This window comes from Mesorhizobium sp. (genome assembly GCF_017306585.1).
In the GTDB taxonomy this organism is placed as follows: domain Bacteria; phylum Pseudomonadota; class Alphaproteobacteria; order Rhizobiales; family Rhizobiaceae; genus Mesorhizobium.
In genome coordinates, this window is sequence record NZ_JAFKIC010000188.1 from 1 (window position 1) to 14299 (window position 14299).

General features: G+C 62.1%; 12 protein-coding genes and 1 pseudogene. 4 read left to right on the plus strand and 9 right to left on the minus strand.

The genetic code is table 11. From position 1 onward, the window contains the following. Both J0I79_RS22780 and J0I79_RS22785 read right to left on the minus strand, forming a co-directional pair. Positions 1 to 456 (minus strand): annotated as a pseudogene (locus J0I79_RS22780) (exopolyphosphatase); the annotation flags it as partial. Continuing rightward, a complete protein-coding gene (locus J0I79_RS22785) occupies positions 456 to 2648 on the minus strand; it encodes an RNA degradosome polyphosphate kinase (protein ID WP_292864281.1) in 2193 nt (730 codons plus the stop codon). The pseudogene J0I79_RS22780 and the gene J0I79_RS22785, both read right to left, overlap by 1 nt. Before the next feature lie 167 nt (positions 2649 to 2815). On the opposite strand from J0I79_RS22785, the gene J0I79_RS22790 reads away from it, so the two are divergent. Next, on the plus strand, positions 2816 to 3061 hold the full coding sequence (locus J0I79_RS22790; RefSeq protein ID WP_096456640.1) for a zinc-finger domain-containing protein: 246 nt from the start codon (positions 2816 to 2818) through the stop codon (positions 3059 to 3061). Positions 3062 to 3071: 10 nt separating this feature from the next. Beyond that, positions 3072 to 4307, plus strand: coding sequence for an FAD-dependent monooxygenase (locus J0I79_RS22795; RefSeq protein WP_292864288.1), 1236 nt, complete (start codon positions 3072 to 3074; stop codon positions 4305 to 4307). 61 nt (positions 4308 to 4368) lie between these two features. Here J0I79_RS22795 and J0I79_RS22800 read toward each other — a convergent pair whose 3' ends face one another. The 6 genes from J0I79_RS22800 to J0I79_RS22825 form a co-directional block, all read right to left on the minus strand. Next, complete coding sequence (locus J0I79_RS22800; RefSeq protein ID WP_292864291.1) at positions 4369 to 5115, minus strand: hypothetical protein; 747 nt, start codon at positions 5113 to 5115, stop codon at positions 4369 to 4371. Between the two features lie 28 nt (positions 5116 to 5143). Beyond that, positions 5144 to 5812, minus strand: coding sequence for a TIGR02117 family protein (locus J0I79_RS22805; protein ID WP_292864294.1), 669 nt, complete (start codon positions 5810 to 5812; stop codon positions 5144 to 5146). Positions 5813 to 6022: 210 nt separating this feature from the next. Next, complete coding sequence (locus tag J0I79_RS22810) at positions 6023 to 6826, minus strand: amino acid ABC transporter ATP-binding protein (RefSeq protein WP_292864297.1); 804 nt, start codon at positions 6824 to 6826, stop codon at positions 6023 to 6025. A gap of 82 nt (positions 6827 to 6908) precedes the next feature. Next, complete coding sequence (locus J0I79_RS22815; protein ID WP_292864300.1) at positions 6909 to 8066, minus strand: amino acid ABC transporter permease; 1158 nt, start codon at positions 8064 to 8066, stop codon at positions 6909 to 6911. Positions 8067 to 8072: 6 nt separating this feature from the next. Next, the gene (locus J0I79_RS22820; RefSeq protein WP_292864303.1) at positions 8073 to 9260 is read right to left on the minus strand and encodes an amino acid ABC transporter permease; all 1188 of its coding nucleotides are present in this window, start codon (positions 9258 to 9260) and stop codon (positions 8073 to 8075) included. Between the two features lie 62 nt (positions 9261 to 9322). Further along, positions 9323 to 10351, minus strand: a complete 1029-nt coding sequence (locus J0I79_RS22825; protein WP_292864306.1) for an amino acid ABC transporter substrate-binding protein — start codon at positions 10349 to 10351, stop codon at positions 9323 to 9325. Between the two features lie 536 nt (positions 10352 to 10887). Between J0I79_RS22825 and J0I79_RS22830 the strand changes: the two genes are divergently transcribed. After that, positions 10888 to 12069 (plus strand): cystathionine beta-lyase, encoded by a 1182-nt coding sequence (locus J0I79_RS22830; RefSeq protein ID WP_292864309.1) that lies wholly within the window; start codon positions 10888 to 10890, stop codon positions 12067 to 12069. 208 nt (positions 12070 to 12277) lie between these two features. Further along, a complete protein-coding gene (locus J0I79_RS22835; RefSeq protein ID WP_292864312.1) occupies positions 12278 to 13354 on the plus strand; it encodes an HPP family protein in 1077 nt (358 codons plus the stop codon). Between the two features lie 12 nt (positions 13355 to 13366). Here the strand turns inward: J0I79_RS22835 and J0I79_RS22840 are convergent, their stop codons facing one another. Further along, the gene (locus tag J0I79_RS22840) at positions 13367 to 14275 is read right to left on the minus strand and encodes a crotonase/enoyl-CoA hydratase family protein (protein ID WP_292864315.1); all 909 of its coding nucleotides are present in this window, start codon (positions 14273 to 14275) and stop codon (positions 13367 to 13369) included. Positions 14276 to 14299 lie beyond the last annotated feature (24 nt).

A 14299-nucleotide genomic window follows, 5' to 3' on the forward strand; every position in this document is an offset into this window, starting at 1 on the left:
CAGTTCAAGGCTGCCGCCGCCGAGGTCGCCGGCAATGCCGTTGGCCGGATGGAAACCGGAAATGACGCCGAGTGCGGAATAATGCGCCTCCTGACGGCCGGAGAGCACGCGGATCTCGGTCTTCAGCACATCCTCGGCGCGATGGATGAAATCGGGACCGTTGATTGCCTCGCGGGCCGCGGCCGTTGCCAGCACATACATGTGTTCAGCGCCGGCCTGATCGGAGAGCGCGCGGAAGCGGCGGAACTCCTCCATGGAGCGCGCCACGCCCTCGGGGTCGAGCTTTCCCGTCGACACGATGCCGCGGCCGAGACCGGCCAGCATCTTTTCGTTGAACAGCATGGTCGGCGAGCGCGCCAGCCCCTCATAGACGACAAGACGGATCGAGTTCGAGCCGATGTCGATGATGGACAGCGGTCGGCGGTCCTGCAGCCGGCCCTGGGAATTTGACAGCATCAGGCGGTGGCGTTCTTCTTGCGGCGCTTGAACTGCGCGATCCGCTTCGGTGCATGCGATTTCAGCGCGTCACCCCGTCCCGACAGGCTCGGATTGGTCATGAAATATTCCTGCGCGTTGAACGGCTCCTCGCCCTCTTCCAGCACGACGCGCCGGGAGGTTCCATCAGCCAATACGTCGAAACTTTGCTGATTGTCCATGATGTTGCCCAGCATGATCTGGCCCAGGACCTGTTCATGCACAGTTGGATTGGTGATCGGCACCATGGTCTCGACGCGGCGGTCGAGATTGCGTGGCATCAGGTCGGCCGAGGAGATGTAGACGATTGCCTCGTCGGCCGGCAGGCCATGACCATTGCCGAAACAGTATATGCGGCTGTGTTCGAGGAACCGGCCGACGATGGACTTGACCCTGATGTTCTCCGACAGGCCCGGCACCTGCGGCCTGAGGCAGCATATGCCGCGCACGACGAGGTCGATTTCCACCCCGGCGCGGCTGGCGTCATACAGCGCGTCGATGATGATCGGATCGACAAGCGCGTTCATCTTCATCCAGATGCGCGCCGGCCGCCCTTCCAGAGCGTGCGTCACCTCTTCCGAAATGTGCTGGAGGATGCGGTTGCGCAGCGTGAACGGGGATATCGCCAGCCGCATTTCCGCGGTCGGTTCGGCATAGCCGGTGATGAAATTGAACAGCTGCGCGACATCGCGCGCGATCGTCGGATCGGTGGTGAAGAAGGACAGGTCGGTGTAGATGCGCGCCGTCACCGGATGGTAGTTGCCGGTGCCCAGATGCACGTAATTGCGTAGCTTGCCGTCTTCGCGCCGCACCACCAGCGACATCTTGGCGTGGGTCTTGAGTTCGAGGAAGCCGAACACGACCTGCACGCCGGCGCGTTCGAGGTCACGCGCCCAGCGGATGTTGGCTTCCTCGTCGAAGCGGGCCTTGAGTTCGACCAGTGCCGTCACCGACTTGCCGGCCTCGGCCGCGTCGACCAGCGCGCGCACGATCGGACTGTCGTTGGAGGTACGGTAAAGCGTCTGCTTGATCGCCACCACTTCGGGGTCGGCCATCGCCTGACGCAGGAACTGCACCACCACGTCAAACGATTCGTAGGGATGGTGGACGATGATGTCCTTCTCGCGGATGGCAGCGAAACAGTCGCCGCCATGCTCGCGGATGCGCTCGGGGAAGCGTGGATTGTAGGGTCTGAACTTTAGATCGTCGCGGGCGACCGCGACGATCTCGGAAATCTGGCTGAGCGCCAGCGGACCGGTGAGCACGCTGATGCGGCTCGACGAGACGCCAAGCTCGCCGGCGACGAAGTCCCGCAGTTCCGCCGGCATCAGCATGTCGAACTCGATGCGGATCACGGAGCCCCTGCGGCGGCGCTTCAGGGCCGTTTCGAACAGCCGCACCAGGTCTTCCGATTCCTCCTCGACCTCGATATCGCTGTCGCGGATGATGCGGAATGTGCCGGAGCCCTTGACCTCGTAGCCTGGGAATAGTTTGCCGATGTAAAGGCCGACCGCTTCCTCCAGCGGAATGAAGCGGACATGGTTCTTGCGGTCCGGCAGACGGATGAAGCGCTTCAGCGCCACCGGCAGGCGCAGCAACGCGCTCATCTCCTCGCCGTTCTTGCGATGACGAAGCTGCAAAGCCATCGAGAAGCCGAGGTTCGGAATGAACGGGAACGGATGCGCCGGGTCAATCGACAGCGGGGTGAGCACAGGGAAAACCTGATCCTGGAAGTGCTCCTCCAGCCAGACCTTTTCGTCCTTGGTCAGCGCGTCGCGGGTGATGCTCTCGATGCCTTCCTTGTTGAGCAGCACCGTAAGCGCTGAAAGGCTTTTTTGCTGATCTTCCTGCAGCCGCTCGACTTCACGCAGCAACTGTTCGAGCTGCTGTTCGGGGGTGCGTCCATCCGGGCTCTTCAGCGCGATGCCCTCGCGCACCTGGCCTGCGAGGCCGGCGACGCGGACCATGAAAAACTCGTCGAGATTGGCGGCCGAGATGGAGAGGAAGCGCACACGCTCGAGCAGTGGATGGTGGGTGTTGAGCGATTCCTCGAGAACGCGGCGATTGAACTGCAGCCAGGAAAACTCGCGGTTGACGAAACGGTCCGGATTGCCCTCCGGGCTCGCCGCCTCGACATTGTTGAATTCGCTCTGTACCGGCTTCAATTCGTTCATGGTTCCTGCTCTTGTCCCGCCTCAGCCGGTTAACCGGCTTAACTTATCCTGTGGCAGGCTTTTGCGACAGTTCTCTGACAGGCTTTTGCGACAGTTTGATTTCATCGAACTTGCAAACAGGCCTGATATGATCCAGATGCAGGAGAGACTGCGTTAAGGAGACGACGATGGCAGGCGGTTCCATTCCCCATTTCCAGAACGATGCGGGCCATCCCGCGATCGACATCGGGGTCAAGGAATTCATGTGCACGGGCGCCAACCCGCCTTTCGACCATCCGCATGTGTTTCTCGACATGGGCGAAGACAATGAGAAGGTCTGCCCCTACTGCTCCACCCTGTACCGCTATTCGCCGAAGCTGAAGGCGACCGAAACGCTGCCTGCCGGCTGCCTCTATATCGACCAGGCCGCCTGATCCCCTGACCATGGTTGAGAAGCGGTCCCGGCAGATCCTGATTGCCGGGGCTGGTGTGGCCGGGCTGACCGCGGCGCTCGCCTTTTCGGCGCGCGGCATTTCGACAAGAGTCTTCGAGCAGGCCAGGCAGCTCGAAGCGGCCGGCGCCGGCATCCAGCTTTCTCCCAATGCAACGCGCATCCTGCGCCAGCTTGGTGTGCTTGATCATCTGCTGGCCAACGCCATCAAGCCGACGGCCGTGGTGTTGAAGGACGCGAGAAGTCTGCGCGAGCTGGCGCGCGTACCTCTGGGGGCTGCCGGTGAAAGCCGCTGGGGCGCACCCTATCTCGTGGCGCACCGCGCCGACCTGCAGGCGGCGCTGATGGCGAAAGCAGCGGAACAATCCGATATCGAAATCACCACCGGCGCGCGGGTGACCGGCATTGACATCGAGCCGCATGAGACCGTCATCAACGTCGCGACGGATAGCCAGGAGATGAAAGCCGCCGGAAGCCTGTTGGTGGGCGCCGACGGCGTCTGGTCCTCGGTTCGCGCGCAGCTTGCCGGCAAGGACCCTGCTTTCAAGCAAAGCCGCTTCAGCGGGGAGCTTGCCTGGCGTGCGACGGTTCCGGCGGAGAGCGCCGCCGGCCAGGCCTTTGCGCAAATCGCCACCGCGGATTGCGTCACCACTTTCCTGCATTCCGGCTTCCACATGGTCGCCTACCCGGTGAGCAGAGGCAGCGCCTTCAATCTGGCCGCCTTCACCAAGGGTCAGCGGATCGCCGAAGGGTGGTCGGGCCATGCCGACCCCGCCATTCTCGACAAGGCCATGCGCGGCACCGTGCCTGCGCTGACCAGGCTGGTCGCACTGGCCGGTCCATGGACGGCATTTCCAATCCACACCGTCGAGCAAAACCACTGGACCAACCCGGCAGGCATCGCGCTGATTGGCGATGCCGCGCATGCGATGACGCCATTCGCCGCCCAGGGCGCCGCGATGGCGATCGAGGACGCGGCAATGCTGGCCAATCTGGTCTCCGACTTCCCCGCCGATCCGCGACAGAGCCTTGCGATCTGGGAAAACCTGCGGCGGCCGCGTGTCCAAAAGGTGCTGAAACGCGGCGCGCTCAATCGTCTCGCCTGGCATGCCTGGGGACCGGTGGCATTGGCGCGCAATCTGGTCCTGGCAACGCGGCCGGGAGAGAGGCTCGCGGCGGACTTGGACTGGCTTTACGGCTGGGAGGAGCGGAAGGTGGTGAGGCGTTGATCGGCTTGTCGCTCATGGACAGTCCGAAACATCGTCTGCTTCCAAAGCTCTCACAGATGCATCACGAGAACAGAGCACCCAACGTAATCTTCCAATAGATGCTGTGATAGCGTGCGAAGAAAATCAGGGCAGCCATAGCGGAGCACGCAATGGCTGCAGCCAGAGTTACCGCCACAGCAATTAAGACGTTCGTCCTCAATGCGCGTTTCGACACGAGGAAAATTTGCACGGCGATCGCAATCGACGAGAAACTTGAGACACCATATGTGCTCAGAACCTGAAGCCCCTTGATAAGAGAGCCAAATACTACTGCAATAAGCGCAAACAAATACCAGCCAATCGTCATTCCAGTTTCTTTTGGCAGCAGGCTCAAGAAGCCGAATACGGCGTATTTTATACCCAGTATCGACAGCGAGAACGCCACCGCTATGGGAAACTTCAAAATCACCCCGCGACAGATTTCCTTGAAGTCGGCACCTGCCTCCATCACACGCGAGAACGCAAAAATGACTGACGAAGCAACAACGGCGATCGCCAGGTTCGAAATGACCTTGTAGAGAATCGGGAAATGCGGAATTGAATTGCCCCGGTGCCCCAGGAAATCCAGGTAGATTGTGGATTGTTGAGCAACTGCGAATACGGCGGCGACGGTCATGATCGCGTACCAGTTAGCGTCTCGCTCCGACATTTCACGAACGACGGCACCTGGCTTTACATAAAATGCGAATCCAGCAACCGAATATTTTACAAACGCATCTAGAAAGGACACGATGCTCCCCGCGCCATCATCAAATATGTATTCCGACATATAAAAGCTAATAGCGCGTCTATGCAGATCACCTATTGTACAGCTTCATCGACAACTCGAGCGAAACCGGCAGCGGGTTCCACCAGCCGGTGCGCAGGCCGGCAGTGCGCAATGCCGCAGCCGTCCATGTGTTGCAACCAACAAGCGCGTTGAAATGGCCATTCGCCTCATAGAAACGATCGAAATTTGAATAGCCGGCATTCTCGATCAGCACCGGCCCATTGGCTCCGCGTTGAAAACTCGCCTCGATGAAATCAAGCAATGCGTCAAACGAAGCGTCCGTGATGTCGAAGCCGGTGACGTCGGGATGCGGCTCGGCTATGGCGCCGGCGACGTCGACATGCATCACCGAGGCATCGAGCGTCAGCGCCTTGAGCACAGGCACCGCCTTCAGCTGCGACCATGCCGGCGTTTCCAGATAAAAGGCGCGGCCGCCCCAGCCGAAAACCAGATATCGCACCTCCGGAGCGTCGGAAGGCAGGCCGGCATCGGCAAGGAAGCGGAATCGCCGCCGCACCTCGTCGTTCACGGGAATGGCAATGTCGGTGTGGATCGGGTTCCTCAGCACCAGTATGCGGTGTGTCCCCTCACCCACGGCCGTGCCTGGCCAAAACGGGCGCGGCACCAGCACGCCGAGAGCCGCTGCAAGCGCAACTGCGGCAACCAGCATGGCCAGAAAGCGCAGGAATCTTCTCATCGAGCGGGCCGAAAACTTGCCGAAGCCACCCGTGATTTCGTCATACTCGGGCTTGACCCGAGTATCTACGCCGTGAACTCAGCCGTGGGGTGCAGCGGTGCGGAATTCTGTAACCGTTGCAGCGCTTTGGCGTCACGGAATAGATCCCAGGGTCTCAGCAAGTCGCTTCGCTCCTTGCTGAGACCCTGGGATGACGACCGAATGGACGCCTCAGTGCAGTATCTGCGAAAGGAACAGTTTCGTACGCTCATGGCGCGGATGGTCGAAGAACTCGGCCGGCGTGTTCTGCTCGACAATCTGGCCCTGATCCATGAAGATCACCCGGTTGGCGACCTTGCGCGCAAAGCCCATCTCATGGGTGACGCACAGCATGGTCATGCCTTCCTCGGCAAGGCCAACCATGGTCTCCAGCACTTCCTTGATCATCTCCGGGTCAAGCGCCGAGGTCGGCTCGTCGAAGAGCATGATGCGCGGGTTCATGCACAGCGAACGCGCGATCGCCACGCGCTGCTGCTGGCCGCCCGACAGCTGGCCGGGGTACTTGTTGGCCTGCTCCGGGATTTTCACGCGCTTGAGGAAATGCATGGCGATTTCCTCGGCCTGCTTTCTTGGCGTCTTGCGCACCCAGATCGGCGCCAGCGTGCAGTTCTCCAGGATGGTCAGATGCGGGAACAGGTTGAAGTGCTGGAACACCATGCCGACCTCGCGGCGCACCTCGTCGATCTTCTTCAGATCATTGGTCAGTTCCTTGCCGTCGACGATGATCTTGCCCTTCTGGTGCTCTTCCAGCCGGTTGATGCAGCGGATCATGGTCGACTTGCCGGAGCCGGACGGACCACAGATGACGATGCGCTCGCCGCGCATGACCTTGAGGTTGATGTCCTTCAGCACATGAAATTCGCCATACCATTTGTGCATGGCGATGATGTCGATGGCGACATCGGTGGCCGAGATGTGCATCTTTCCGGCGTTGACCTTGAGGTCTTCCGCGCTGACGGCGTTTTCGGTGGCCATGGACAGTTCCCCTTGCTTCCTTATCGTTGGACTTGATGCATGTCGTTATCCAGAACCGCTACACGGTTCCGGGCGGCATGCATCAGCGTTTGTAGCCGGTGTCGAGTCGGCGTTCTGTGTACATTGAATAGCGCGACATGCCGAAGCAGAACAGCCAGAACACAAAGGCCGCGAACACAAGACCGGACTTGGCCGTCTGTGGCGTCGCCCAGTTTGCGTCCGAGAAGTTCTGCTTGACCACACCCAGCAGGTCGAACATCGAGATGATGAGGACCAGGCTTGTGTCCTTGAACATGCCGATGAAAGTGTTGACGATGCCGGGAATGACCAGCTTCAAGGCCTGCGGCAGCACGATCAGCCCCATTTTCTGCCAATAGCCGAGACCGAGTGAATCGGCGCCTTCATACTGGCCCTTCGGGATCGCCTGCAATCCGCCGCGCACCACTTCGGCCATATAGGCGGCGGCAAACAGCGACACGCCGATCAAGGCCCTGAGGAACTTGTCGAAGGTGACGCCCTCGGGCAGGAACAGCGGCAGCATGACGCTGACGAAGAACAATACGGTGATCAGCGGGATGCCGCGCACCGTCTCGATGAAGACCACGCACAGCGTCTTGATGATCGGCATTTTCGAGCGCCGGCCGAGCGCCAGCACGGTGCCCAATGGCAGCGACACCGCAATGCCGACAAAGGACAGGCTGAGCGTGACCAGAAGGCCGCCCCACCGCGATGTCTCGACATGCGGCAAGCCGAACACGCCGCCGATCAGCAGGAAAAAGGAAACGATCGGCAGCACCAAGAAGAGCAGGACGGCGTTCAGCCCCTTGCGCGGGACGCGAGGCATCAGCATCGGCACCAGCAGCGCCACGAACAGTATGGCGACAAGGATCGGCCGCCAGCGCTCTTCCACCGGATAGGTGCCGAACATGAACTGGCCGAACTTGGCGTTGACGAAGGCCCAGCAGGCGCCGCTCCAGCCATCCGGCTTGATGCCGCCCTGCGCGACGGTGGCGCAGACCGTGCGGTCGGGCCCGGTCCACTGGGCGTTGATGAAGGCCCAGTTTATCACCTGCGGCAGGATCCAGGCGACGATGGCTATGCCAAGAACGGTCAGCACCATGTCGCCGACCGAACCGGTCAGGTTCTTGCGCACCCAGGCGATAGGGCCGCGCTCGCTCGTTGGCGCGGGCTGCGCCAGCGCCATTTCGGTGCGCACCCAGGACATGTCATGTTCCTGCATGGTCGCCTACCTTTCCACCAGCGCCATTCTGGCGTTGACCACGTTCATGACGGCCGAGGTCACCAGGCTGAGCACGAGATAGGCGATCATCATGATCAGCACGCCCTCGACCGCCTGGCCGGTCTGGTTCAGAACCGTTCCGGCCGTGGCCGTCAGGTCCGGATAGCCGATGGCGATCGCCAGCGAGGAGTTCTTGGTCAGGTTGAGATACTGGCTGGTCAGCGGCGGGATGACGATGCGCATGGCCTGCGGCACCACGACCAGCCGCAGGATCGATCCAGACCGCAGGCCGAGGGCCGCGGCCGCTTCGGTCTGGCCCTTGCTGACCCCTCTGATGCCGGCGCGCACGATCTCGGCGATGAACGCCGCCGTATAGCAGGACAGCGCCAGATAGAGCGACAGGAACTCCGGCTTGACCTGGAAGCCGCCGGTCAGGTTGAAGGTCGATTGTTTGGGAAAATCAAAGCTCAGCGGAAAACCACTCAGCACATAGGCGAGTAGCGGAAGGCCGGCGATCAGCGCCACTGAGGTCCAGAACACCGGAAACTGCTGGCCGGTGGCCATCTGCCGCTGGCGTGCCGCGCGGGCGACGAACCAGGCCATCGCGATGCCGACAACGAGCGCCACCAGGATAAGCCACGCTCCCTCTCCCCAGACAGCGCGCGGGAAATAGAAGCCGCGCTGGTTGAGGAACGAGCCGAACGGCAGGTGGAAGCTTTCGCGCGGCGCCGGCAGCACGGCCAGCACGCCGGAATACCAGAAGAAGATGACCAGCAGCGGCGGGATGTTGCGGAATATCTCCACATAGACCGTGCAGATCTTGCGGATCAGCCAGTTCTGCGAAAGGCGGCCGATGCCGATCACGAAGCCGATGATGGTGGCGGTGATGATGCCGGCGACAGCCACGATGACGGTGTTGAGCAGGCCGACGATGATGGCACGGCCATAGGTCGAGTCCGATGTATAGGCGATGGGCGTGTCCGAGATGTCGAAACCGGCGCGACCTCTCAGGAACTGGAAGCCGGAGGCGATGTGGAGGCGCTGCAGATTGTCGATGACGTTCTGCACGATCCACCAGACCGCGCCGAACAGAAGAACGACGACCAGCGTCTGGAAGAAGAGACTGCGGACTTTAGGGTCGTTGACGAAGGAGCCGCGACTAGGCTCCTCGCGAAGGATTTCCTGCGAAGCCATGGACCATCCCCTGGAAAGAGAAACCGGAAGGCAGAGTATCTGCCTTCCGGATCACGTTTCGGTCAGCGGATCGGCGGAGCGTATTGCAGGCCGCCCTTGGTCCACAGGGCATTGATGCCGCGCGCGATCTTGAGCGGGCTGCCGGAGCCGACATTCTTGTCGAACATTTCGCCGTAATTGCCCACGGCCTTGACGATATTCACGACCCAGTCATTGGAGACGCCGAGGTCGGTGCCGATCTTCGTATCGGCTTCCTGGCCGAGCACGCGCTTGATCTCCGGGCTGGGCGAGTTCTTCATCTCGTCGACATTGGCCTTGGTGATGCCGAGCTCTTCCGCCTGCAGAAGCGCGAAATAGGTCCACTTGACGATGTGGTACCACTGGTCGTCGCCCTGGCGCACGGCGGGTCCGAGCGGCTCCTTGGAGATGATCTCGGGCAGCACGACGTGATCGGCCGGAGAGCCCAGCGTCAGGCGGATGCCATAAAGGCCCGACTGGTCGGTGGTGTAGACGTCGCAACGGCCGGCGTCATAGGCGGCGTTGACCTCCTCGAGCTTCTCGAAGACGACCGGATTGTATTCCATCTTGTTCGCCTTGAAGTAGTCGGCGAGGTTGAGCTCGGTGGTCGTGCCGCTCTGCACGCAGACGGCGGCGCCGGAAAGCTGCAAGGCGGAATTGACGCCGGGCAGCTTCTTGGCGTTGATCATGAAGCCCTGGCCGTCATAGTAGGTGACGCCGATAAAATTCAGGCCAAGCGCGGTGTCGCGGTTGATGGTCCAGGTGGTGTTGCGCGACAGGATGTCGACTTCGCCCGATTGCAGCGCGGTGAAGCGCTCCTTGGCGCTGAGCGGCGTGAACTTGACCTTGCTGCCGTCACCAAAGACCGCGGCGGCCACGGCGCGACAGAAGTCCGCATCGATGCCCTGCCAGTCGCCCTTGTCGTCCGGCGCCGAGAAGCCGGCCAGGCCGGTGGAAACGCCGCACTGGATGAAACCCTTCGCCTTGACCGTGTCGAGCGTCCCGGCCGACGCGGCCGAAGCCATCAATCCGAGCGTGGCGGCGCCAAGAATGCCGATAGCAATATTTTTCATGACCCACAGACCCTTTTCTCTGTTTTTCAGGCAAACCCTGATCTTTTTTCCCGTGTGAACGCAGCTCCCATTCCAGCCCATCCCCGGAACGCGCATCGAAAATCAACGCGCCGCCCCCGTTCACGAACAGCATCGAAGGCGATTATTCCCGTGAGGTCAAGGGAAATGACCGAATCCGAACGCGTTTGAAAATCGATTGCCTGAATTGCCTGAATTGCAGACAAACGCGCCCGCGATTTAGTCAGACGCGCGAATAAACTCGGCAAAGCCCTTTCGACGTCAAACAGCACACTGTCTGTCTCGCCACTATCGCGCCACTACTCTTCGTTGGCGTGTTTTCCTCGGCTCATTGACATGGACAGCACTGTCTTGGGAGCGCCGGGGAATGTTGTCAAAATGCCGTCTTTTGGCGGCCGTTCGCTTCCCTCCGCGGGGAAATTGGCACATCCGAAGTCCGTTTCCTGGCGGACGCCGGCATGTTGCGCGCTCCATGGCGGCGCACTATGGCTAGCGCCTTATCAAAGAGGCAACGACAAATGGCAAAAGACGGCAACGAGCAGGGTTCCGGCAAAATCGGCATCAACACCCGGCTTGCCCATTCGGGCAACAACCCGCATGACTATTTTGGCTTCGTCAATCCGCCTGTCGTGCATGCCTCGACCGTGCTTTTCCGCAATGCCGCCGCGATGGCCGGGCGCAGCCAGAAATACACTTACGGAACACGCGGCACGCCGACGACGGATGCGCTTGCCCATGCCATCGATGCGCTGGAGGGATCCGCCGGCACGATCCTGGTGCCGTCGGGCCTCGCGGCGGTGACCGTGCCGCTGCTCGCCTTCGTCTCGGCCGGCGATCATCTGTTGATCGTGGATTCCGTCTACCATCCGACCCGCAACTTCGCCGACACGATGCTGAAGCGTCTGGGCGTCGAGGTCGAGTACTATGCTCCAGGGGTCGGCGCCGGCATCGCCGCCCTGATCAAGCCCAACACCAAAGTGGTGTTCACGGAATCCCCGGCCTCCAACACATTCGAGGTGCAGGACATCCCTGCCATTGCCAAGGCGGCCCACGCGGCCGGCGCCATCGTGATGATGGACAATACCTGGGCGACGCCGCTCTATTTCAAGCCGCTCGACCATGGCGTCGACATCTCCATCCACGCGGCGACGAAGTACCCGGCCGGTCATTCCGACGTGCTGCTCGGCACCGTCTCGGCCAATGAGTCCTGCTGGAAGCAGCTTTACGAGAGTTTCTGTACGCTCGGCTGCTGCGCGGGACCCGACGATGTCTACCAGGTGCTGCGCGGATTGCGCACGATGGGCGTTCGGCTCGATCACCACCAGCGCAGCGCGCTGACAATAGCGTCCTGGCTCGAGGGCCAGAAGGGCGTGGCGCGCGTGCTGCACCCTGCCCTTCCGAGCCACCCGGACCACGGCCTGTGGAAGCGCGACTTCTCCGGTTCGAGCGGCATCTTCTCCATCGTGCTTGCCGGCGGCGGCCAGAAGGAGCAGCACGCCTTCCTCGACGCATTGCAGATCTTCGGGCTCGGCTATTCCTGGGGCGGCTACGAGAGCCTCGCAGTGCCGGTCTGGCTGGGCGACCGCGTCGTCGCCAGAGCCCCTTATGAAGGTCCGTTGATCCGCCTGCAGATCGGTCTCGAGGATGTCGACGACCTTAAGGCCGATATCATGCGCGGGCTAACCGCCGCCGGGCTCTGACTGCCGGAGAGATTCAGCAAACGGCCGCAACGCCTTGACGCTGATGACAAAGAGCGAGCCGTTCGCAGCACGGCCAGGGAGGCGCGGCTCGAAATATTATTCCACCTGGCCGCGACTTTCCGGATTTGTTTGACTTCCAAATTCGCGGGTTCGGCCGCATTGCCTGCTGGACGGCATCCTCGCCAAATCGTTCGTTACGAAAATCGCCATGGCCTTTCGTCTTTTTGTCCCCATCCTTGCCGGCGCGACGCTGCGCGAGCGTCTGCTGGCATGCATTGGGGCGATGATCGGCATCGCGCTGACCGGCGTAATCAGCGGGCTGGCGACGGGCGGCGGCCCGCATGTCGCCCTGCTGGTGGCGCCGATGGGCGCTTCCGCCGTGCTTCTGTTCGCTGTGCCTGCAAGCCCGCTGGCACAGCCCTGGTCGATCATCGGCGGCAACTCCGTATCGGCGCTGGTCGGCGTGACCGTGGCGCATTTCGTTCATGACCCCGTCATCGCCTCGGGCCTTGCGGTGGCGCTCGCCATCGCGGCCATGTCGTTCACCCGCTGCCTGCACCCGCCGGGCGGCGCGGCGGCGCTGACCGCGGTGCTCGGCGGACCGGCCGTCATCAGTGCGGGGTTCCTGTTTCCGTTCGCGCCCGTGGCCTTGAATTCGACTATCCTGGTCGCGCTCGGTTTCCTTTTCCACAAGCTCGCGCGGCGCAACTATCCGCATGTCGCCGCGCCCGCCGCCAACAGCCACGGCACCGCCGATCTGCCGGCGCGGGAGCGCGTCGGCTTCCGGCCCGAGGATGTCGACGCGGCGCTGACCGCGCTCGACGAGACCTTCGACATCGACCGCGACGACCTCGAACGCCTGTTGCGACAAGTCGAGCTGCAGGCGATGGTGCGCTCGCACCGGACACTGCTGTGCCAGGATATCATGTCCCGCGATGTGATTTCCGTGCCTGAGCAGGCCACCGCCGAGGAGGCGCGCCGGCAGTTGCTCGATCACAATATCCGCACCTTGCCGGTGGTCGACGCCGAAGCAAGACTGACCGGAGCCGTCGGCTTGCGTGAACTGACGAAAGCCGTCGATACGGTCAAGGGCGTGATGGCAACGGCTGGCACCGCCTCGCCCAACACACCGGCGATGAGCCTGCTTCCGGTGCTGACCGACGGCCGCAGCCATGCCGTGGTCATCGTCGACAGCGAACGGCGTGTCCTGGGCCTGATCACGCAGACCGACCTTCTGGCGGCAGCCGCGCGCGTACAGGCGGCGGACAATGGATTGGCGGCCTAAGCAGCAATCGGCTCATTTCCGCCGCTTCCGTCCCTCTGGGAGAGGCCACCCCGATGTCTCGCCCTGCCGGGCTGCCCGGTCGAGGTGCAGAGAGGCGCGCCTTGCTTCGTCGGGCCGGCTGACATGCGTCCACGAACCCTCGTAACCTGGCTTGCGCCGTTCCAGCCAGGCGTCGAGCCCTTCGCGCAGATCGGTTGTCGGAGCCATGCGGGCGAACTGCTCGGCTTCGACCAGCAGGCCTTCCGCGATGCTGAGGTTGATGCCGCGCGCCACCGCCGTGAGGATGCCTGCCACCGCCATTCCCGAATGCCTGAGAATACGCTTGGCCAAGTCAAAGGCCGCCGGCATCAGGTCGTCATGCGGCACCACCTGATTGACGAGGCCAAGCTCCAGCGCCCGCGGCGGCGGAAACCAGTCGCCGGTCAACAGCAATTCGAGCGCCCGCTTGCGTCCAGCCAGCCTCGGCAGGCGCTGGGTTCCGCCGAAGGTCGGCGGCATCGCCAGATTGATTTCCGGCTTCGCGAAGAGCGCACGATCGCTGGCGATGGCGAGCGGGACGGCTTCGGTGATTTCGCAGCCACCACCGAAAGCGATGCCGTTGACCGCCGCGATGACCGGTTTGCGAAACGCTTCCAGCCTTGCCGTCAGCCGCTGCCCGCGCATGACGAAGTCACGCATGGCGACATCGGCGCCCCGTGCCACGCTGCCCGAGAACTCGTAGATATCGCCGCCCGCCGAGAAGGCTCGCTCGCCTGCGCCGGTCAGGATAACCGCGCGAACGCTGTTGTCCGTCTCAAGTTCATCGAGAACGGCAAGCAGGCGATCGATCAGGGCATAGTTCAGGGCATTGAGCTTTTCCGGACGATTAAGGGTGAGGACGCTTACGCCGTCCCGGGTGTCTTTCAGGACTAGATCAGCCATTTTTCTTCCTTTCCAAATGCCGGG